The organism is Corynebacterium sp. S7 (genome assembly GCF_054401105.1).
In genome coordinates this window covers 1,333,500-1,354,524 of the sequence record NZ_CM136760.1, presented here as the reverse complement: position 1 = coordinate 1,354,524, position 21,025 = coordinate 1,333,500, and the positions used below count along the sequence as shown (strand labels likewise).

17 protein-coding genes and 1 pseudogene are annotated in these 21,025 nt (G+C 57.2%); 7 read left to right on the top strand and 11 right to left on the bottom strand.

Annotated features, from left to right (window positions below):
* Window positions 1-146: 146 nt before the first annotated feature.
* The 7 genes from serA to ACXZ66_RS06470 form a co-directional block, all read right to left on the bottom strand.
* Window positions 147-1,730 carry a phosphoglycerate dehydrogenase gene (gene serA / locus ACXZ66_RS06500; protein WP_458751074.1) on the bottom strand — a complete coding sequence of 528 codons (1,584 nt, stop codon included), beginning with the start codon at window positions 1,728-1,730 and terminating at the stop codon, window positions 147-149.
* Window positions 1,731-1,810: 80 nt separating this feature from the next.
* Window positions 1,811-2,557, bottom strand: a complete 747-nt coding sequence (locus ACXZ66_RS06495) for a hypothetical protein (RefSeq protein WP_458751072.1) — start codon at window positions 2,555-2,557, stop codon at window positions 1,811-1,813.
* A 124-nt stretch (window positions 2,558-2,681) separates the two neighbouring features.
* Window positions 2,682-4,538 (bottom strand): GmrSD restriction endonuclease domain-containing protein, encoded by a 1,857-nt coding sequence (locus tag ACXZ66_RS06490; protein WP_458751070.1) that lies wholly within the window; start codon window positions 4,536-4,538, stop codon window positions 2,682-2,684.
* 38 nt (window positions 4,539-4,576) lie between these two features.
* A complete protein-coding gene (locus tag ACXZ66_RS06485; RefSeq protein WP_458751068.1) occupies window positions 4,577-5,524 on the bottom strand; it encodes a cation diffusion facilitator family transporter in 948 nt (315 codons plus the stop codon).
* Window positions 5,525-5,644: 120 nt separating this feature from the next.
* Window positions 5,645-6,661 (bottom strand): ketol-acid reductoisomerase, encoded by a 1,017-nt coding sequence (ilvC, locus tag ACXZ66_RS06480; protein ID WP_458751066.1) that lies wholly within the window; start codon window positions 6,659-6,661, stop codon window positions 5,645-5,647.
* 126 nt (window positions 6,662-6,787) lie between these two features.
* Window positions 6,788-7,297: an acetolactate synthase small subunit gene (gene ilvN, locus ACXZ66_RS06475; protein ID WP_018295731.1), complete on the bottom strand. Its 510-nt coding sequence runs from the start codon at window positions 7,295-7,297 to the stop codon at window positions 6,788-6,790.
* A gap of 3 nt (window positions 7,298-7,300) precedes the next feature.
* Window positions 7,301-9,169 (bottom strand): acetolactate synthase large subunit, encoded by a 1,869-nt coding sequence (locus tag ACXZ66_RS06470; RefSeq protein WP_458751065.1) that lies wholly within the window; start codon window positions 9,167-9,169, stop codon window positions 7,301-7,303.
* Between the two features lie 284 nt (window positions 9,170-9,453).
* Here ACXZ66_RS06470 and ACXZ66_RS06465 point away from each other — a divergent pair, with 284 nt between their 5' ends.
* From ACXZ66_RS06465 to ACXZ66_RS06450, 4 genes are read left to right on the top strand one after another with little or no spacing between them, the layout of a single operon-like run.
* On the top strand, window positions 9,454-11,313 hold the full coding sequence (locus ACXZ66_RS06465; RefSeq protein WP_458751064.1) for a mechanosensitive ion channel family protein: 1,860 nt from the start codon (window positions 9,454-9,456) through the stop codon (window positions 11,311-11,313).
* Between the two features lie 10 nt (window positions 11,314-11,323).
* Entirely contained in the window at window positions 11,324-11,935 is a 612-nt protein-coding gene (locus ACXZ66_RS06460) for a PH domain-containing protein (RefSeq protein ID WP_458751063.1), read from the top strand.
* A gap of 1 nt (window position 11,936) precedes the next feature.
* On the top strand, window positions 11,937-13,778 hold the full coding sequence (gene ilvD, locus ACXZ66_RS06455; protein WP_458751062.1) for a dihydroxy-acid dehydratase: 1,842 nt from the start codon (window positions 11,937-11,939) through the stop codon (window positions 13,776-13,778).
* A gap of 10 nt (window positions 13,779-13,788) precedes the next feature.
* The gene (locus tag ACXZ66_RS06450; RefSeq protein ID WP_458751061.1) at window positions 13,789-15,195 is read left to right on the top strand and encodes a glycosyltransferase family 87 protein; all 1,407 of its coding nucleotides are present in this window, start codon (window positions 13,789-13,791) and stop codon (window positions 15,193-15,195) included.
* An 81-nt stretch (window positions 15,196-15,276) separates the two neighbouring features.
* On the opposite strand, the pseudogene ACXZ66_RS06445 reads toward ACXZ66_RS06450, so the two are convergent.
* A pseudogene (locus tag ACXZ66_RS06445) lies at window positions 15,277-15,768 on the bottom strand (DoxX family protein); the annotation flags it as partial.
* A 419-nt stretch (window positions 15,769-16,187) separates the two neighbouring features.
* Here ACXZ66_RS06445 and ACXZ66_RS06440 point away from each other — a divergent pair.
* Window positions 16,188-17,261 (top strand): glutathione S-transferase family protein, encoded by a 1,074-nt coding sequence (locus ACXZ66_RS06440; RefSeq protein ID WP_458751060.1) that lies wholly within the window; start codon window positions 16,188-16,190, stop codon window positions 17,259-17,261.
* On the opposite strand, the gene ACXZ66_RS06435 is transcribed toward ACXZ66_RS06440, so the two are convergent.
* Window positions 17,233-18,090, bottom strand: coding sequence for an ArgP/LysG family DNA-binding transcriptional regulator (locus tag ACXZ66_RS06435; protein WP_458751059.1), 858 nt, complete (start codon window positions 18,088-18,090; stop codon window positions 17,233-17,235). The two genes, ACXZ66_RS06440 and ACXZ66_RS06435, sit on opposite strands and share 29 nt — an antisense overlap.
* A 69-nt stretch (window positions 18,091-18,159) precedes the next feature.
* On the opposite strand from ACXZ66_RS06435, the gene ACXZ66_RS06430 reads away from it, so the two are divergent.
* On the top strand, window positions 18,160-18,858 hold the full coding sequence (locus tag ACXZ66_RS06430; RefSeq protein ID WP_458751058.1) for a LysE/ArgO family amino acid transporter: 699 nt from the start codon (window positions 18,160-18,162) through the stop codon (window positions 18,856-18,858).
* On the opposite strand, the gene ACXZ66_RS06425 is transcribed toward ACXZ66_RS06430, so the two are convergent.
* Window positions 18,839-19,336, bottom strand: coding sequence for an N-acetyltransferase family protein (locus ACXZ66_RS06425; protein ID WP_458751057.1), 498 nt, complete (start codon window positions 19,334-19,336; stop codon window positions 18,839-18,841). The two genes, ACXZ66_RS06430 and ACXZ66_RS06425, sit on opposite strands and share 20 nt — an antisense overlap.
* An 81-nt stretch (window positions 19,337-19,417) precedes the next feature.
* On the opposite strand from ACXZ66_RS06425, the gene ACXZ66_RS06420 reads away from it, so the two are divergent.
* Window positions 19,418-19,891, top strand: coding sequence for a MarR family winged helix-turn-helix transcriptional regulator (locus ACXZ66_RS06420; protein WP_458751056.1), 474 nt, complete (start codon window positions 19,418-19,420; stop codon window positions 19,889-19,891).
* Window positions 19,892-19,926: 35 nt separating this feature from the next.
* Here the strand turns inward: ACXZ66_RS06420 and mgrA are convergent, their stop codons facing one another.
* Window positions 19,927-21,003, bottom strand: coding sequence for an L-glyceraldehyde 3-phosphate reductase (gene mgrA, locus ACXZ66_RS06415; protein ID WP_458751055.1), 1,077 nt, complete (start codon window positions 21,001-21,003; stop codon window positions 19,927-19,929).
* Window positions 21,004-21,025 lie beyond the last annotated feature (22 nt).

The window sequence follows — 21,025 nt, the reverse complement described above, 5'->3', positions numbered from 1 at the left end:
TAACTGGGTCACAATATATTCCCACAATATGCCGAACAAAAACAGCGTTTTCCCAGAAACCTTATGTTTCTGAAAAAACGCTGTAGGTGCTAGCTACTGACGTGAGCCAGCTCAACGGAGTGAATTAGTCCGGAACTAACCTGCAATTAATCCAGGTTGATCTGCAGGGACTCTGCGCCGAGGGAATCAGCAATCTTTGCCTCGAGCTCAGCTGGAACCTCGGACTCAACGCGCAGAACCAGGACAGCACCGTCGCCCTTGGTGGTCTGGGTCAATGCTGCAGCCTCGATGTTGATGCCTGCATCGCCGAGCTGGGAACCAACCTTGCCCAGTGCGCCTGGCTGATCGGTGTAGCGCAGGAACAGGTTGCGGCCTTCAGCGCGCATATCCACACCGCGACCGTTGATGCGAACGATCTTCTCTACGTGCTCAAGACCGGTCAGCGCACCAATGACGGTGGATACCTCGCCGGTGGAAGAGACTGCCTGGACCTCGAGGACAGAGCGGTGAGATACAGACTCGGTCTCTGTAGCAACGCTGTACTCCAGGCCACGCTGCTGCGCGATCTGAGGTGCGTTGACGAAGGTGACAGGCTCCTCGGTGACACCGGAGAAGAGGCCACGAACTGCGGACAGGCCCAGTGCGTCGATCTTCTCGGAGGAGAGCTCGCCGCGTGCGGTCACCTTGAGGGAGACAGCTGCGTCGTCGAGAAGCTTGCCTGCAAGCAGACCGAGCTTGCGTGCGAGGTCGAGCCATGCTGCAACCTCTTCGCCTACAGCGCCACCGGAGACGTTGACTGCGTCTGGAACGAACTCGCCAGCGAGTGCCTTGAGAACGGAATCTGCAACGTCCGTGCCAGCGCGGTCCTGTGCTTCTTCGGTGGAAGCGCCGAGGTGAGGAGTGACAACGACCTCAGGCAGCTCGAAGAGTGGCGAATCGGTGGAAGGCTCGGTGGAGTACACGTCGAAGCCAGCGCCACGGATGTGGCCAGACTTGATCGCGTCTGCCAGTGCCTGCTCGTCGACAAGGCCACCACGAGCTGCGTTGATGATGATCTGACCCTTCTTGGACTTCGCGAGTAGCTCGGCGTTGAACATGCCAGCGGTCTCTTTGGTCTTTGGAAGGTGGATGGTGACAAAGTCAGAGTTGGCCATCAAGGTGTCCAGGTCAACGAGCTCTACGCCAAGCTGAGCTGCGCGTGCTGGGTTTGCATATGGGTCGTAGGCAATGATGGTGGTATCAAATGCCTTCAGACGCTGAGCGAACAGCTGGCCGATGTGGCCAAAGCCGACGATGCCGATGGTCTTGCCGAAGATTTCCACGCCCTTGAACTGGGAGCGCTTCCACTCGTGCTCGCGCAGGGTCTGATCCGCAGCTGGGATCTGGCGCGCGGTGGACAGCAGAAGAGCAATTGCGTGCTCGCAAGCGGAGTGAATGTTGGAGGTTGGTGCGTTGACAACCATGACGCCACGCTCGGTAGCTGCATCGATGTCTACGTTGTCCAAGCCAACGCCTGCGCGACCGACGATCTGCAGCTTCTTAGCTGCCTCAAGAACCTCCGCGTCAACGGTGGTTGCAGAACGAACCAGAAGCGCATCTGCTTCAGGAACAGCTGCAAGAAGCTCCTCGCGGTTCGGACCGTCTACCCAGCGCACCTCCACAGCATCTCCGAGTGCGTTGACGGTGGATTGGGCAAGCTTGTCTGCGATTAGCACGACGGGTTTGGTCACGAAACTGCTCCTGAAATCGTTCTCAATTAAAAGAATTGGTAGATGACGAAAATAGTTTAGCGCCCAGGGTAGAAGAATGCCTATTGATGAGGCATGTAAATGGCCTCAGCACTACGAATACGTGACTGGAGTACTTCGTTGCTGCCAAATTCTTGCCCCAGCGCCAGCAGCGGTAAGGATTCTAAGCCCGCCATTGCCTGGTACGTAGCAGCCGAGGTCACAGGATTGGGATCATCTATGACCTCCACGTCAGCCCCGTAGCTGCGCGCATTGACCACCGCTGCCAAATCGGAGTTGTTCGCTGCTACTACTTTCGGGGCCATATCGGCATCGCGGGGGCTCGACGCCGGCACCGCAGCTGCGAGTGCTTGGGGTGCCACCACCGGGTCCGCCCAGCTCGCGCGCAGCCACACCTGTTCGTGCTCACCCACAGAAGCGACAGCCCGGACAGCATCGTCTGGACTCTCCACCGTCACCTCTTCGAAGGCAAAGGCGGTCATCGTCCCCAGTGCCTCTAACCCGCCCGGGTCACGAATTACCGTGACATAGCCTGACGACGGGGCCAAACCGACCTCCCCGACTGTCAAGATAGTGTGGGCACCGAGACGCTGAATCTCCGCGACAACCTTGTTGTGATTGTGCGCATCCGCCGAGTAAACCAACATCGGAGCATGCGTCACCATGGCCACAGATGCCCCGCGTAGTGCAGCTTCCGTTGTCTCATCGACGATGACGGCAATCTCCGAGCTGGGGAAAAATAGCTGAGAGGTCTGGAAACCAAAAGGGTCGTCAATGACCACGGGATGAGACGGGAAGTTCGCCGACACCGAGCGATTCTGATTTACCGCCTGCGCCTGCTCGAAAGGATCCGAAGACGCACTAGGTGCGCATCCGGCGAGCAACGCGGATGCTGCAACGAGGCTGACGAGGCGGCTAGCGAGGCAAAAGAAACTACTGCTCCTGTGTTGATTCACCTGCGTTCTCGGACCCCTCGTCTACCGTGTCTGCTTTGTCGTCTGCTTTGTCATCTGCTTTGTCGGCGCCGAACTGAACGCTACTCCGATCAACATCGCGAACGACTTTCTTGTTCATGGCGTATTCAACCATGCCCACGAACTTTTCCCAACGATCCTTGAAGAACGCCTCCCAATTGGAGCTGAACAAGTAGCTTGGCTCGAGTTCGTGGGTGCGCAGCACGTCGTCGAATTCGTCATCTTCCATAATCGATTTGGCTTGAATGCGGCGCAGATAACGCTTCGGTTCCCCACCATCAATCACAATCTCTGTCCGCTTACCCATCGGAGTGAGGTTCAAAACAGACTTTGCAAGTTGATCGTCTATGCCCACCTGTTCGCAGTACGCCTGTGGGAAAAGCTGGAAATAGCCTGGATCGAGCTCTTCCACGGTTTCTGCCGTGAACTCTTCACCAGTGCGCAGGTCCTTGGCTCCGCGCGACATGAGCAACGCGAAGAATCCGCGGTACACACCGGAATCGGGGCCTGCGGTAAGAAGCCTGGACTCCTTAAATTCTGCGTCTTGGATGGATTTGGGAAGCTCATCGGTGGTGCCACGAACCCACTCGGTGACCTGGTCCACGTCGCGGCCTGAACGGATCGTCGGTGAAGAAGCCGCGTAGAGCTCGGCAAAAACAGCCGCCCAGAACCATTGGTTTATGCGATCTTGAGCCTGGGAAGTCTCCAAAACACCTGGGGTCTCTGCAAGGCGAGCCAAAATAACAGCCAAAGGCACCAGCTGCGTGGTGTAAGGCACCTGGTCAATGGTGAAGATCCGGCGTTGCTCGAGGAACTCCGCCGTCTGGGCAAAAGAGGCCTTCAAATCTTCCGCGGCACCCAAGTACTCGTCGAGGGTGAGGTTAAGAATGTCGCCGCGGTGGCCCATTGCCTGGCCTTTCCTGCTGGTAACCAACAGTGCGACGGCACGGAGGAACTGCATCCGCCCAATACCATCGAGTGCACGGAATTGGCGCAGGTACTCGGAGATCTCCGCCCAGTGGTCTGCGAGGCGGAAATTCTCGTTGGTTTTGGCAAATACCGCGGTGAGCAGCTCGAAGACATCCATCGGCTGACCAACGGAGTTAGCCTGCGCGAAGATCTGGCCCACGCCACGCTGCGGGGTATCACGATCCAGGCGCACCATTGGGATGTCATAAGCGGTGAGTTTGCGCAACACGGAATTGTGGAACTTCTTTACCGCGGTCCGAATTTCCTGGTCGTCGGTACTTGCAGCCATTTCAAAAAGAAGGTCATTGCCTTCTTCACCCAGCAAGGAGGAAACAGGCACGATGTAGTTTTCCAGCATCTGATCCGTGTTCTGGATACCACCGGGAATCGACGGCCCGAAGTGCGAGCGGATCTCCCCCTCCCGATCGACGGTGAAAATCGCTTCATCCGTCAACGGATCAGTGGAGGTAGCCAAACGGACATCCACGAAGAATTTCCGCTCAATGGGATTGCCCAACATATCAATTGTGCGCACAAACCCGTCACCTTGCAGCGAGTGATACAAAGCAGAGACTCGCTGCTGGCCGTCAAGCAATAACAGCCCGGGCGCAACGCCACGGTCCGGTGCACCTGGCACGGGACGAGGTTTGAAGGGCGTGTCGGTATTACGCGTATCCAAAGCGAGCAGCGAGCCCACCGGGTAGCCACGCAGCACTGTGGCAATCAGCGAGCGGATGCGATCGATGTCCCAGCTCACCTCGCGCTGGAAATCAGGGATTTGAAGTTCGGATCGATCAATTCGTTCGAACAGGTCAGTCAGCGAATAGCTTGGCGAAGTAAAACCCATGGGGCCTAGCTTAGTGGGCAAAACCAAAGTCCGCGGGACTACGCGATATTAGTATGATTATTATCTGAACAGACTTGCTCGTGGTCCTGATGACCAGGTTGTTCAATCTGAATCGTCGAGTGGTGAATGCCGAAATCCCGCAGTTTCTCCTGCGCCGCATCCAGCACAGGGCCACTAGGAACCTCACCGTCGACCACAAGGTGGCACGTTGCCAGGACCTCAGATCCACTCACAGACCAGACATGCAAGTCATGCACGGCCTCGACATGAGGGATTTCGCTTAACGACGATTGAATCTCGCCCACTTCAAAACCAGCAGGAACCTTGTCCAAGAGCACATCAACCGAGTTCTTCAGCAATTGCAAAGCCCGCGGCAATACCAGCGCAGCGATAATCAGCGACGCAATAGTGTCAGCAGCGGTAAATCCCGTAAACCGAATCACCACAGCCGCAACGATGACAGCAATCGAACCAAGCATGTCGGACAGGACGTGCAAGAAGGCTCCCTCGACGTTGAGTGAGTTCTTCCGCTGCCTAGACAACACCCAAGCCGAGGCAAGGTTGGCAACCAAGCCGACCACTGCAACCCATCCCATCAGCGCAGTATCGATGTGTGCGTGGGAATTCAGCCGGATGACCGCGGCAACGACAATCCAAATAGAAACAACCGCAACAGTCAGGGCATTAATGGCCGCCGCCATCGCCTCAACACCACGGTACCCATAGGTCGCCTTCGCAGTAGCAACCTTGCGACCAATCAGCACCGCAATCACAGCGATAATCAGTCCGGTCGCATCTGAGAGCATATGCATGGCGTCTGCCATCAGAGCCAGCGACCCAGAGATCCAGCCACCGATCAGCTCGGCGAAAAAGATCGTGCCGGTAAAAGTCAGTGCCGTAATTAGCGCACGCAAAGACGCGGTCTGCGGGTCAATGCCGTGATCGTGCCCGTGATCATGGCGAGAAGGATGACTGTGCGTGTGCATACCCTTACCCTACGCCAGTTTTAGCCTTATTGAAAACAAAATGAAAAATCAATTGAAAGCAAGAGGGCAAAACAAATGCCCAGGTGAAAACCTGGGCAGATGCAATCGTCGTAAAGCGAATTAGTGAGCGGTGTCCGAAAGCTCGACCTTGACCCAGCTCATCATGTCGCGCAGCTTAGCGCCGGTCTCCTCGATTGGGTGCTCAGCGTTCTTCTTGCGCAGAGCTTCGAGCTCCTTGTTGCCACCCTCGATGTTAGCCAACAGGCGCTTGGTGAAAGTGCCGTCCTGGATGTCGGAGAGGATGTCCTTCATGCGCTCCTTGGTGCCAGCGTCGATGACGCGTGGGCCGGAGAGGTAGCCACCGAACTCAGCGGTATCGGAAACCGAGTAGTTCATGTTGGCAATGCCACCTTCGAACATCAGGTCAACGATGAGCTTGAGCTCGTGCAAAACCTCGAAGTATGCCATCTCTGGCTCGTAGCCAGCCTCGGTAAGGACCTCGAAACCGGTCTTGACCAGTTCCTCGGTGCCACCACAAAGAACAGCCTGCTCACCGAAGAGGTCGGTGACAGTCTCTGCCTCGAAGGTGGTTGGGATGACGCCTGCGCGGCCGCCGCCGATTGCGGAAGCGTAAGCAAGAGCGAGATCCTGGCCGTTGCCCTTTGGATCCTGATCGATAGCGATCAAGCAAGGAACGCCCTTGCCGTCAACGTACTGACGACGAACGAGGTGACCTGGGCCCTTAGGAGCAACCATGCCAACAACGATGTTGTCAGCTGGCTTGATCAGGTCGAAGTGGATGTTCAGGCCGTGGCCGAAGAACAGTGCGTCACCCTCGTTGAGGTTTGGCTCGATGTCGTTGGTGAAGATCTCAGCCTGGGAGGTATCAGGAGCAAGCAGCATGACAACGTCTGCCCATGCAGAAGCGTCAGCGTTGCTCTTGACCTCGAAGCCAGCTTCCTTTGCCTTCTCAGCCGACTTGGAGCCGTCACGCAGACCGATAACAACCTCAACGCCGGATTCGCGCAAGTTCATTGCGTGTGCGTGGCCCTGGGAGCCGTAGCCGATAACCGCTACCTTGCGGCCCTGGATCAGGGAGAGATCTGCGTCGTCGTCGTAGAAGACTTCAATTGCCATGAGTGTTGCACTCACCTTTCGTGTGTCAAAAGTGTTCCGTGGCTGATTATGCCATGCGGAAAAATTTAGGTTTCATTTTGGTAGCAAATATGGTTTTACTACCAGATGTAGCTATTTACTTCTTACTTACTTCGACGGTGCCATGGTCTTTGGTCCACGGTTCAAAGCAATCTCTCCGGAGCGGATGAGCTCACGGATACCGAATGGCTCCAAAACATCCAAGAAAGCCTTCAGCTTACTCGGTGTACCGGTTGCTTCGATGACGACCGACTCTTGGGCGACGTCAACGATGCGGGCGCGGAAAATGTTCGCTGCATCAACGACCTGTGGGCGGTTCGAGTTGTTCGCGTTGACCTTGACCATCATCAGCGAGCGCGCAATGGTGGTCTCCTCTTCGAGGCGGACAACCTTGATCACCGGAATGATCTTGTTAAGCTGCTTGGTCATCTGCTCGATCTGGTACTCGGTAGCGTCAACCACGATGGTCAGGCGGTTGAGCCCTTCCGTTTCGGTCTTTGCTGACACCAGGGACACCAGGTTGAAGCCGCGGCGGGTGAACATCGCGGTCACGCGCGAGATGATGCCATCGACGTCCTGAACCTGAACCGACAGGATATTACGTGTGACTTCAGACATGTCTTAGTTCTCCTTCTGCTTTGCAGCCTCGTCGAGGGCCTCGTGGATATCAGCAGGTGACTCGGCAGCCGACTCTTCGCCGTCAAACAAAGGGCGCAGACCGCGGGCGTATTCGATGTCCGAGTTCTTGCTACCAGCCGCAATCATTGGCCAGACCTGCGCGTCCTCACCGACAACGAAGTCGATAACGACTGGGCGGTCATTGATCTCGCGTGCGCGCTTAATCGCTGGCAAGACCTCTTCTTCCGTGGTGACGCGAATTGCCTCTGCACCAAGTGCCTCGGAGAGCTGCAAGAAATCAGGAATGTAGTGATCGTCCTGGTGCAGCTTCGTGTTCGAGTACTGCTTGTTGTAGAACAAAGTCTGCCACTGACGAACCATGCCCAGGTTGCCGTTGTTGATCAAGGCAACCTTGATCGGGAAACCCTCAACCGCGGCGGTGGTGATTTCCTGGTTGGTCATCTGGAAACAGCCATCGCCGTCGATTGCCCAGACTTCCTTGTCCGGCATGCCAGCCTTGGCACCTAGGGCAGCAGGAATTGCGTAACCCATGGTGCCCAGGCCACCGGAATTGATCCAGGTGCGAGGGTTTTCGAAATCGAGGAACTGTGCAGCCCACATCTGGTGCTGGCCAACGCCTGCGACGTAGATCGCCTCAGGCCCAACTTCCTTGCTCAAGGTCTCGATGACGAACTGTGGTGCGAGAGTGCCGTTCGGCTGTGGATCGTATCCGCGAGGGAAACGCTCCTTCAGACCGTCGAGGTACTCAATCCACGGCTTGATTTCAGGTGCCGAGATCTTCTTCGAAGACTTGAAGTTCTCCAGCAGCGCCTCAAGGACTTCCTTTGCGTCGCCGACGATGGGGACATCAGCCGCACGGATCTTGCCAATTTCAGCAGGATCGATATCCGCGTGGATGACCTTGGCCTCTGGAGCGAATCCTTCTGGGTCGCCAGTGACACGATCGTCGAAACGCGCTCCGATGGTGATCAAAAGGTCCGCGCCCTGCAGCGCGCCGACGGCCGGAACCGTACCGTGCATGCCTGGCATACCCATGTGCAGCTTGTGGGATTCTGGGAACGAGCCCAAGCCCATCAACGTGGTGACAACAGGGATTCCGGTGTAGTCAGCGAATGCGAGCAATTCCTTGTTCGCGTTGGACTTGATGATGCCGCCGCCGACGTAGAGAACTGGGCGCTCGGACTCAGCGATGAGTTCGGTTGCCTGGGAAATCTGGCGAGAGTGTGGCGTGGTGACCGGCTTGTAGCCCGGCATGTCAATGACTGGAGGCCAGACGAAATCCATTTCCTGGTTCTGGACATCCTTCGGGATATCAACCAGGACTGGGCCAGGACGTCCGGTCTCGGCCAAGTGGAAGGCCGACGCGATTGCTTCAGGGATATCATTTGCGTCGGTGACCATGAAGTTGTGCTTCGTAATAGGCATGGTCACGCCGCGGATATCTGCTTCCTGGAAAGCATCGGTGCCCAGCAAGGACGAACCAACCTGGCCGGTGATGGCCACGATAGGAACGGAATCCAGGTTGGCATCGGCCAAGGCGGTGACTAAGTTGGTTGCACCTGGGCCCGAGGTTGCAATGCAGACTCCGACGCGGCCGGATGCCTGAGCATAACCCTCGGCTGCGTGGCCGGCACCTTGCTCGTGGCGCACGAGCACGTGACGAAGGTTTTTCGCTGCGTAGAGCGCATCGTAGAGAGGTAGGACCGCACCTCCTGGAATACCGAACACCAAGTCGGTTCCCAGAGATTCGAGGCTGCGGACAATCGCCTCAGCACCCGTCATGCGTTCCGGGGCTGCGCTGCCTGCCTTGCTGGCTGCCTTCGCGGGCGAAGGCGTGGGGGAAGCTGCCACTTTGAAAGCTCCTTATAAAAAGTAGGTTGTAAACGAGTATTCGATTCCTAGGTGTGGTACCGAGAGTGTTTAGCCGTATTGATGCGCGACCACATAACAAAACCCTCGCACAGGCACTTTGGGTGGGTGCTGTCGAGGGCGCTTGTCACAACGACGAGAAGTAATATCTCACCGTCACGGCAGGCGCCGCGTCGGTACCACTACTAGTCGTAAAATGATCATGCGGTAAATCATACACGCTTCACAGGTCTTTCCTCCTTTTGGGGGTTAGCATCGGAGATATCATGCCTTTTCAATATCTTTTGAACGCTGCTTGGACGTGGATCGCCGATTCAGGTCTAAATATCGCGATCCTGATCGTATTAATCTTCCTTGTTCCACGTGCTGGCCGCTTGGCCAACCGAATTCTTGAACATCGCATTGCAGAAAAAGCCGATGCCGAGGAAGGCAAGAGCCAGCTTGCACTTTCTGGAGTGGGCGTTTATGTCATCCAGATTATTGCTTATTTCATCTTGATCGTACTGATCTTGCAGCAATTCGGCTTCTCGCTGGCCGGTGCCGCGATCCCGGCGACTGTGGTTTCGGCCGCCGTCGGTTTCGGTGCGCAATCCATCATTGCGGACTTCCTCTCTGGTTTTTTCATCATCACCGAGAAGCAATACGGCGTGGGCGACTGGGTCGCTTTCGAGGGCACCGGCACCAAAGAACCGCTGGAAGGCACTGTCATCCAGTTCACCATGCGTTCGACGCAGATCCGCACCATTGACCAATCCACGGTAACCATCCCGAACTCCACCGCCCGCGTCGCGGTGAACCGGTCGAAATACTGGTCGCGCGCGGTCGTCGTTATGCCTGTTCCTCTGCTGGGTTCGCATAGCTCCGATGAAGCACTTGAGCGTGCTGAGCGCGCCACCCGCGAGGCACTCGCCCGCCCCGAGATCGCCTCTGAATTGCTCGGCGAACTCGATGTCCACCCTGCCGTTGCTGTGAGCCCACCATCGACGGTGGGTATGCCGTGGACCGTGGACATGCGTTTCATGATTCAGGTGAAGGCCGGTTCCCAGTGGCTGGTCGAGCGCGCAATCCGTATGTCGATCCTGAATGAGTTCTGGGATGAGTACGGCTCGGCCACCACGGTTAGCGGTGCGCTGATTGAAGACGTGCACAATCCTAAGATTCCCGAAGAAGTTCTCGAGGTCAAAGACAAGTCCGAGCCAAAGGACACCGCGACCGACACCGGCACTACTGAGGCTGAGGCCGACAAGACCACTGCTGCAGCCGCTGCGGCCGCTGCGACAATGGCCACCGCGGCAGCTGCGCCTACGACTGGCGAAACCGGCCGAATCAACCTCGAGGAGTCAGCACAGGATTCCGAAGCGAAGACTGAGGCCAATTCTGAGGCCACAACCGAGATCTACTCGGGTGAGCCCAAAACCGAGCTCTTCCCTGCTACCACCAGCATCGAAGGTGACGGCAGCGCAAAGGGCGATAAGGACGATACCGACGAGGAAAAGTCCTCGAACGCGGACTCCGAGCAACCGGACGTGCCTGAAGAATTCGACGAGGGCGACGGCGAAGACCCTGCGGTCAAGGAGAAATCCAAGGAAGAGAAGAAGGAAGACCCCAAGACTCGGTTCGAGCGCATCATCACCCTCGGCGGTCGGATGCGTACCTCCACCGCGGGCTTGCTGATTTTGCTGTTGGTACTGCTGATCCTGCGCGGGTTGACCTTCTCGTCGACAGCCAATGACGAGCGCGTCGCGGGTGTGCTTGCTCCTCCGGCCTCTTCTTCTGCCTCCGAAACTGCTGGCGAGCCAACACCTGGCGAGACTACCGGCAGCCAGACCACTGGCACCCGGCAGACAAACCCGCAGTCAACCGGTACGACTGGAACTGGACAGGCAACCGCAAACTCGCAGGCTCCGACTGCGCAGCAAACTGCCCCACAGCAGACGCAGCAAAATCTGCCAAATCAGCAAACCTATCAAGACCAACAGCAGGTGACCACACCTCAGCAGACACAACAACCAGTCCAGCCACAACAACAGCAACAGCAGCCCCAACAGTCGCAGCAGACTCAGGTTCCAACTGTTTCTCCGCAGTCAGCGGAGACCACTGTGCAATCGGAAACTACGGTTCGCTAGCATGGCATCTATGAGTTCCGAAGAACAAACGCCGGACACCACCTATTTCCGGCCAGAACGCACGCACGTTATTGCCACCGTATTGATGACGGGCATCGCGCTCATCGGGATCAGCTGGGCGCCCCTCGCGCTCGGTTGGTTACTCATATTCCCCATCGCCTTCATCCTGTGGGTCTATAAGGCGCACACGCGTGTCGACGAGAACGGGATTGCCATCAACTACCTGTTTCGCAAAAACGTCACCATTCCTTGGGACAAGCTTGAAGGAATCGGCTTTAAGGGATCCAAGGCTGTTGCTACGACAACCGACGGCCATGAGTATTCCATGCCCGGGGTCACCTTCAATTCGTTGCCGAAACTTGAAGAAGCCTCCCGAGGCCGCATCCCCGATGTTCTCACCGAAGGCCTTGCGTCTCTCGATGGAAAAATGTCGGTCATTGAACAAGACGGCCATCAGGTGTTGATGACTCAGGAAGAGTACGCCGAGCACCAACGCCAAAAAGCTGGTACTGCGGACGGCCCTTCCCGCAATCCCGAACAAGATTCAAAAACCACAGCAAATAACGAAGACGGCGCTCAGGAAAACACCAGCGTCGCTTCCACCGATTCACCGAAGGAGTGAAATGGTATTCCCACTTCGTTCTAAAGTCACCACTGTTGGCCGTCAGGCTGCAGGTGCCCGTGCACTGTGGCGTGCAACTGGCACCAAAGATAACGAGTTCGGTAAGCCAATCGTGGCGATTGTAAACTCGTACACTCAGTTCGTCCCAGGCCACGTTCACCTCAAGAACGTGGGCGATATTGTGGCGGACGCAGTGCGTGAAGCAGGGGGCGTACCAAAGGAGTTCAACACGATTGCTGTCGACGATGGCATCGCCATGGGCCACGGCGGCATGTTGTACTCGCTGCCATCCCGCGAGATCATCACCGACTCGGTCGAGTACATGGTCAACGCGCACACCGCTGACGCTATGGTGTGTATTTCTAACTGTGACAAGATCACCCCGGGCATGCTCAACGCCGCGATGCGCCTGAACATCCCCGTTGTCTTCGTCTCGGGTGGCCCAATGGAGGCCGGCAAGGCCGTCGTTGCTAATGGCGTTGTACGCCCTGCATCCGACCTGATCGACGCGATCTCCTTCTCCGCAGACAACAACGTCTCCGACTCCGAGCTGGACCAGATCGAGCAGTCCGCCTGCCCGACCTGTGGCTCCTGCTCCGGTATGTTCACCGCGAACTCGATGAACTGCCTGACTGAGGCACTTGGCCTTTCCCTGCCTGGCAATGGCACGACCCTGGCTACGCACACCGCTCGCCGCGAGCTGTTCGAGGAGGCTGGCCGCACCATCATGGAGCTGTGTCGCCGCTACTACGGCGAGGAAGACGAGTCCGTCCTGCCACGCAACGTTGCTACCCGCGATGCATTCCGGAACGCTATGGCACTCGACATGGCAATGGGTGGTTCCTCCAACACCATTTTGCACACCCTTGCTGCAGCACAGGAAGGCGAGATCGACTTCGATCTCTCCGACATCGACGAGCTGTCCCACTCCGTTCCTTGTGTGTCCAAGGTTGCACCAAATGGCACCGCACACGTCGAGGACGTCCACCGCGCAGGTGGCATCCCAGCCATCCTGGGCGAGCTCAACCGCGCGGGCATCCTGAACAAGAACGTTCACTCCATCAAGTATGACACTATCGACGAGTGGTTGGACGACTGGGACATTCGCGGTGGCAAGGCTACCGATCAGGCAATCGAGCTCTTCCACGCTGCCCCAGGTGGAGTACGCACCACTGAGGCATTCTCCCAGTCCAATCGTTGGGAGGAGCTGGACACTGACCCAATCAAGGGCGTGATCCACGATGTCGAGCACCCATTCACCTCTGATGGTGGATTGGTTATCCTGCGCGGCAACCTGGCACCAAATGGTGCTGTTCTCAAGACCGCTGGAGTGGAAGAAGAGCTCTGGGAGTTCTCCGGTCCAGCCCGTGTGGTTGACTCACAGGAACAGGCAGTCTCGATGATCCTTAAGCGCGAGGTCCAGGCTGGTGAGGTTGTTGTGATCCGCTACGAGGGCCCATCTGGTGGCCCTGGTATGCAGGAGATGCTGCACCCCACTTCCTTCCTGAAGGGCGCTGGCTTGGGTAAGAAGTGCGCACTGATCACCGACGGCCGATTCTCCGGTGGTACCTCGGGTCTGTCTATCGGACACATCTCGCCGGAAGCTGCCCACAAGGGTTTGATCGGCTTGATCGAAAACGGCGACACCATCTCCATCTCCGTCCACGACCGCCAGCTCACGCTGGATGTACCTGAAGAGGAGCTGGAGCGTCGTCGTGAAGCGATGGAGGCCTCCGAGCACCCATGGACGCCGAACCGTGAGCGGACCGTTTCGAAGGCACTTCGGGCCTACGCCAAGATGGCCACCAGCGCCGATAAGGGTGCCGTACGTCAAGTGGACTAGACTCACCCAAATGAAGGATCATGATTTTCGCCAGCTTCTGCCCCGCTTCATTACGTGGTTGGGGCTGGCTGCTGGTTTAGGTGTGACATGGCGCCACATTGGCCTGACCGACTTTCCAGTAGACATGATCATTTACCGCGAGGGATCCCGTGCGTTTTTCTCGGGCGGAGAAGTGTACTCCGTCCCGATGTACGCGGGAGACCTCGCGCTTCCATTTATTTACCCGCCGTTCGGCGCGCTCGTGCTCGGGCCACTGACTCCGAGCTTTATTTCTAATGATTTGGCTGGCGACATCATGATCGTCGTGTCGAATATTTTGCTGCTGGCTTGCTTGCACTTTGCCTTTAAGGAATTGCTGCCGCAGGCTCAAGTTTGGGATCGACGAGCCGTCGTCGTCGCCGCGTGGGTCATGGGCATGCTGATCGAACCTGTGTGGCTCAACCAAGGCTTTGCCCAGGTCAACATGGTCATCATGGGTCTGGTGTTCTTGGATCTTGTGCCTCGCAAGCGCAGGCTGCCTCGCGGTTTTTGGATTGGTATTGCCGCCGCGATCAAGCTCACTCCCCTTGCCATGTGCCTGGTGTTCTTGCTGCGCAAGGACTTCCGTGCGATCTTTACTACGGCCGCAACCGCGGTCGTCGCAACGCTCATTGCTGCTGCCGTGCGCTGGGACGCCACTGTTGAGTACTTCTCGGTGACCTTGCTGGGCATGAATTCGGGCAACGAGTTTGGTGTGGATTCTTCGTATCAGTCGAATAGCTCAATCAAGGGCGTAATTATGCGTTTTGCGGAGTCGCAGGCGCAGCTTGATGCGAATAGCACGCTGGTCAATGTGCTGACTATGGTGCTTTCTCTCGCGGTCATTGTGGCTGGTGGCTGGCTAATGGTGGCGTTGATGCGTCGCAATTTGCTGCTCGACGCGGTCCTAGTCAATTCACTGATCATGCTGCTGATCTCGCCGGTGTCCTGGTCGCACCACTGGGTCTGGCTGGCGCTAATCCTGCCGGTTACCGCGTGGCGCCTGGCTACGGTATACAAACAAAATACCGCCCTGACAGTGGTGACTGCACTGTGGGCGGTACTGGTCCTGACCAATCCACCAAAGTGGTGGTTTGGCGATGCAATCCAGGTCTTCGAGCTTGCGATCTGGCAGAAGATTCTGGTTAGCGACTTTGTCTGGCTGGCCATCGCCTACATGATCGCGCTGGCCGTGGCCTTGAAGAAGGTCCCGCTAAGCGAACGGGTTGATGCCGGTGCCGAAAATCCAGACGGCAACCAGGGCGGCAATGCCCAAAACGATGAAGATCCAGGAGCTGGCAAGCGGACGACGAGCCCAACCGCGGCCGGTGTCGAAGGAGTACGTTCCAGGTCCGGTGAACTGCAAAACAACCGAAATACCGAACAGGATGACCGGTAGCCAGATCGTTTCTGGCCAGTTAAACACGTTGATTCCGGCGCCGGAAACGTAAAGTGCGTTCAGCGCGACAAAGCCAGTGGCTACGGTGGCAACCATGGCTGCAACCGGGGTGAGCAAGCCAAGGACAAGGAAGACACCAGCGGCCAGCTGTGCTGTAGGCAAGCCGATTGCAAGGATGTTTCCGTAAGTGTAGTTGGCAAAATCTGCCTCCAGGCCTGCTAGACCAGCTGTTCCACCGAGGCGGAAGAAGGTCTGCACGGATTCAAGGATGAGGTAGCCGCCAAGCAGCAGACGCAGCAAGAACAAGCCCAGGTCAGTGGTGCCGCGGCGCGCATCCTTTGACGCATCTTGGCCTGGAACCTCAGCGGGAGTGCCGCGGCCGAGCTCGACTTGCTGTGGTGCTTCGTAAGCTGTGGCTTGGGCTGCGGGAGCGCTCGATGCGGCCGCGGGTGCTGCTGCTGGTGCAGGGTTGTTTCCTGCGCTTGCGGTTTCCTTGGATGTGTAGTCAAAGTCGGTGGTGTAGAACTCGGTTTGTGCCGAGGAAGAGTTTGCTACTGGCTCCGAACGGTTCATGGAAATCGTCTCGGTGGGAGGCGTTGTAGTGTTCTTGCCCGGTTGGGTCGGTTCAATCCGCTCAGGGGCTGCTCGTCCGGTGCGCTCGTAGATATCGGGCCGCGGGGTACCGTCGGCACTACTGCTGGCCGTATTACTAGCGGTGTTCGCATTGCCCTTGTAGGTTGGGACATCCAGATCGTTTAAGTCGTCAAAGTCCGCAGAATTATCGCGGTTGGGGCGTGGGTTTGTGTCACTCATATGCCCAAATGTAGGCGAGTCCGTCGCCTGTTCGGGGCAGGTGAAACGGCGCGCCGAGTGTTTTTCATCAAAGTGTGTACTCACCACAAATTTTGTTGACATGCACGCAACTTCGGCTTAGCCTGGAAGTCATCCCAATAAAATCGCAACAGAGACCATCACAGAAAAAAGGAGCTGGAATGAAGAAGGAAGACTGGGTTGAACCCGCTAAGAATGCGTCCCCCGACGGCGAGTTCGTCCGCGACACCACGTATATCGACGACCATATCGTCTCCGATCTCGCACCGGGTTCTGAACCACAGGCTCAAGAAGACGGCACATTCCACTGGCCAGTAGAGGCCGGCCGATACCGCCTCATGGCTGCGCGTGCGTGTCCTTGGGCACACCGCACCATTATTACCCGTCGCCTCCTGGGCCTCGAGGACGTTATCTCGCTCGGCCTCGCTGGCCCGACCCACGACAAGCGGTCCTGGACGTTTGATCTTGATCCAGACGAGAAGGATCCCGTTACCGGACTGCACTTTCTTCAGGAGGCCTACTTCAACCGCTTCCCTGATTACCCACGTGGTATTACCGTTCCCGCTATCGTCGAAATTTCTTCCAAGAAGGTTGTTACCAACGATTTCCCTTCCATCCCCGTCGATTTCATTGACCAGTGGAAGCAGTTCCACCGCGAGGGCGCACCTGATCTCTACCCTGTAGAGCTGCGCGAAGAGATTGACAAGGTGACCACCGAGATCTATCACGAGGTCAACAACGGCGTCTACCGCGCTGGCTTTGCCGGTTCTCAGGAGGCCTATGAGAAGGCTTACGCCCGACTATGGAAGGCAATGGACTGGATCGAGGAGCGTCTTTCCACCAACCGCTTCCTCATGGGCGAGCACATCACCTTGGCCGATATCTACCTCTACCCCACCTTGGTACGCTTCGACCCCGTTTACTACTCGCACTTCAAGGCATCGCGAAACAAGATCACCGAGATGCCAAACACGTGGGGCTACCTCAAGGAACTCTTCCAAACCCCGGGCTTCGGCGACACCACGGATTTCCAGGAGATCAAAGAGCACTACTTCATCACGCACCACGAGGTAAACCCAACGGGCATCGTTCCGGTTGGCCCTGACATGTCAGGCATCATGGAACCTCATGGCCGCGATCACCTGCCTGGCTCTCCATTTGCCGAGGGAGTTACCCTTCCTGGCCCGATTGCTGAGTCGGAGAGGGTCAAGCATCCAGAGCCTTTCCAGCTCTAAGCACTACCTCGGTTAGCTCGCGGAGCAGGTCGGATTCCAGTCGCCATCTCTGCCAATAGAGGGCAACATCTACAGGCTCTTCGTCGATGACGAGGAGCCTGTTCTCGTCGATAAGCGGCTGCGCCTGGACCAACGGCAACAACCCCCAGCCAAGTCCCACTACCAGGGCCTCGATGAAGGCCTGCGAGGTGGGAATCATGCTTTCGCCGCGCTCGACACGCTGTCCTTGAGCCAAGTGACGACGAGCGACTTGATCTTGGTAGCCGTCTGCGGGACTTCCGCGCAGCACGGGCATCCGGGCGAAGTCAATCCCGTCTTCCACGAGCTGAGGTGCTGCGACGGCGACAAACCGCATCGAGCCGAGTTCGCTGACCGTACACCCCGAGACAGGCGTCGACTCGCGGGTAACGGCCCCCATAACATCTCCGCGACGCAGTAGGTCAAGGGTGAGCGACTCGTCTTCGACGCGCAGGCGCAAGCTTGCGTTGCCCATGCGGGCAACCTCTCCAAGGACTGGTTGAAACCAGGTGGCAAGGGAATCCGCGTTGACCGCGACATCGAGTGGCACCCGAGCCAGGCGCGAGGTGAGCTTTGCATCGGTTTCGGCCTGGAGTAAAGACATCCGTTTCGCCGCTTGGACGACCACCTCGCCTGCCTGCGTCGCAGTCACGGGGATCGTGCGGTGCAGAAGCACCCGGCCGGCTTCGTGCTCGAGTGCTTTGACGCGTTGGGAGACGGCGCTCGGCGAGATCCCGAGGACATCGGCGGCAGCTTCGAAACTTCCTTCATCAATAATTGTGGCGAGTGTTGTCATCTTGACCTGGTCCATGAAGCAATTCTAAACCAGGTTGCATAAATGTAAATGGACTAATCTTCTTCGTCGTGTTGAGATAGTCCCGTGTCCATCATTTCCATCATTGTTGCCGGTATTGCCCTCGGGTTTTCGCTGATTATCTCGCTTGGCCCGCAGAATATTTTCCTGATCAAACAGGGCATCAAACGCGAGTCAGTCACCGCCGTGATTCTCGTATGCCTTCTGTCTGACGTGGTGCTCTACATCATCGCAGTCAGCGGCGTTGGTGTGCTGATTGAGCAAGCCCCGATAGTGCTGGAAATCCTGCGCTGGGTAGGTGTGGCCTATCTGGCCTGGTTCTCGTTTCAGGCATTTCGCGACGCCTTCGCGCCCGCCGATCACTCGGTGGCAGTTGTAGACAACAAAGAACCAGCCGCCACTGAAGCCACTGAAGCCACAGGTGCCGGGGCCACGGTGGCTCTGAAAACCGCGCAAGGCACGCGAGCCAAGGTCCGCGCCCGGATCCAGACACCGGTCGCCACCGCGTTGATCCTGACCTGGCTCAACCCTAATACTTGGGTCGACGGCGTGGTCATCGGTGGAATCGCCGCCCAATACGGCGACCCAGGGCGCTGGCTATTTATCGTCGGCACGATGATTACCAGCCTGATTTGGTTCCCGCTTGTCGGTTACGGCGCGGGTGCACTATCGAAGCCACTGTCCAACCCGCGCGTGTGGCGGGTGCTCAACGTGGGCATCGGCATCATTTTGATTGGACTCACGCTCAAGCTTGCTCTGATGTAGAACCCGTGCTCCCTAGCGCGGTCAGTGCTTGACCCGTCAGCCGGTATGTATCCCACTCTTCCATCGCCTCCGCCCCAAGTGAACGGTAGAACTCAATCGAGGGTGTATTCCATTTCAATACGGCCCATTCGACGCGGCGATAGTCGTTATCCACGGCGATGCGCGCAAGCTCAGTCAGCAGCGCCTTGCCACAGCCATGCCCGCGGAAAGCAGGCTTGACATAAAGGTCCTCCAGCCAGATCCCGTGGCGACCCTCCCACGTGGAGTAGTTCAGGAAATACAGGCTGAAACCAACAACATTGCCCTCTACTTCGGCAACGTTGGCAAATACCGCTGGGTGCTCGGCAAAGAGGTGGCGCGTGAGATCCTCAGGTGTTGCAGAGACTGCATCGGGTTCTTTCTCATACACCGCAAGTTCCACGATCATCTCGTGGATTGCACTCACATCGCGGATTTCAGCAGGTCGAATTACAGACATGAGATGTAAGTGTAGGCGAACCTATTACGAAATTACTTACTGTTTGAAGTTTTAACCATCAGGCACCTATCATATGTAACTATGAATGACGCTCGCTGGCTCAACGACGACGAGACCGAAACCTGGCTAGCGCTGTGGGCCGTCATCTCCTGGCTGCCCACTCGCCTAGATGAACAGCTCAAGGCTGACAGTGGGATCAACCACCACGACTACTTCACCCTCGCGCAGATTTCCATGGCCGATGATGCCAAACTCACCATGACGGAATTGGCGGCGCTGACCCAGATGTCTCCGTCCCGCCTGTCGCATGTGGTGGGGCGCCTGGAAAAGCGTGGCTTTGTTACCCGCACCCCCGACAAAGACGACCGCCGGATCAACATCGCGGCCATGACCGAGGAGGGCTGGACGTTCATCCGCGAAGCGGCCCCCGGTCACGTCGAGCGAGTGCGTGAGCTGGTCTTTGATCCGCTTAGCGACGAGGAATCTCACCAGCTCGGCAATCTTCTCCGGAAGGTAATTACCAAGCTAGAGCCCACAACCATGCCTCGTGCTTAACCCAGGTGCTTAACCCAAGTGCTTAACCCAGGCCCCTAACCGTGGGTGCGGGAATTAATGGCATCGCGCCACATATTCACCCCAGCGTCGTGGGCGACCTCGTCGATCGCCTTCAACTCTTCCTGACTAAACGTTAGGTTGTTCACTGCATCAAGATTCTGATCCAGCTGTTCCACGCTCGAGGCACCAATAAGCGCGCTGACTACCGTGTCGGCGCCGTTTTCTCCCTGCTCGCGCAAAACCCACGCAATTGCCATCTGTGCCAGGGTTTGTCCGCGCTCAGCAGCAATATCGTTCAAGGCCTTTGCCATGGTGATGTTTTCATCGCTGAGCATGTCACCAGACAACGTCTTGTTCGAAGCGCCACGCGAGCCCTCCGGCACGCCGCTGAGGTAGCGGTCCGTGAGTAGACCCTGGGCCAGCGGGGAAAAGGCGATCACTCCGAGACCGGAATTTGCGGCCGATTCCAGCAGGGACTCCCCTTCTTCACCTGGCTGTTCTACCCAGCGGTTCACAATGGAATAGCTGGGCTGGTGAATTAGCAATGGGCAGCCTTCCTCAGCCATGAACTGTGCAGCCTCCGCAGTCAGTTCTGGCCCATAGGAGGAAATGCCTACGTACAGTGCCTTGCCTGAAGCCACGATGTCGCGCAGCGCGTACAAGGTCTCTTCCAGCGGCGTATCTGGGTCTGGTCGGTGGTGGTAGAAGATGTCCACGTAATCAACGCCGAGGCGTGTCAGCGACTGATCAATCGAGCTCATTAGGTACTTGCGGGATCCACCCCAGCCGTATGGGCCAGGCCACATGCCCCAGCCAGCCTTCGACGAGATGATCATCTCGTCGCGGTAGCCTTGGAAGTCTTCGCGCAGAATGCGACCGAAGTTCTTCTCTGCGCTGCCTGAAGGAGGGCCGTAATTGTTGGCCAGGTCGAAGTGCGTTACTCCGCGATCAAACGCACGTTGGATGATGGCGCGCTGGGTTTCCAGCGGCTTGTCATCGCCGAAGTTGTGCCACAGCCCAAGAGAGACGGCTGGCAGTTTCAAGCCGGAATGCCCCACCGTACGGTAGGGCATATCGGAATAACGTTGTTCATTCGGAACATAAGTAGTCATGCCACTATTGTGGTCTTTTCGC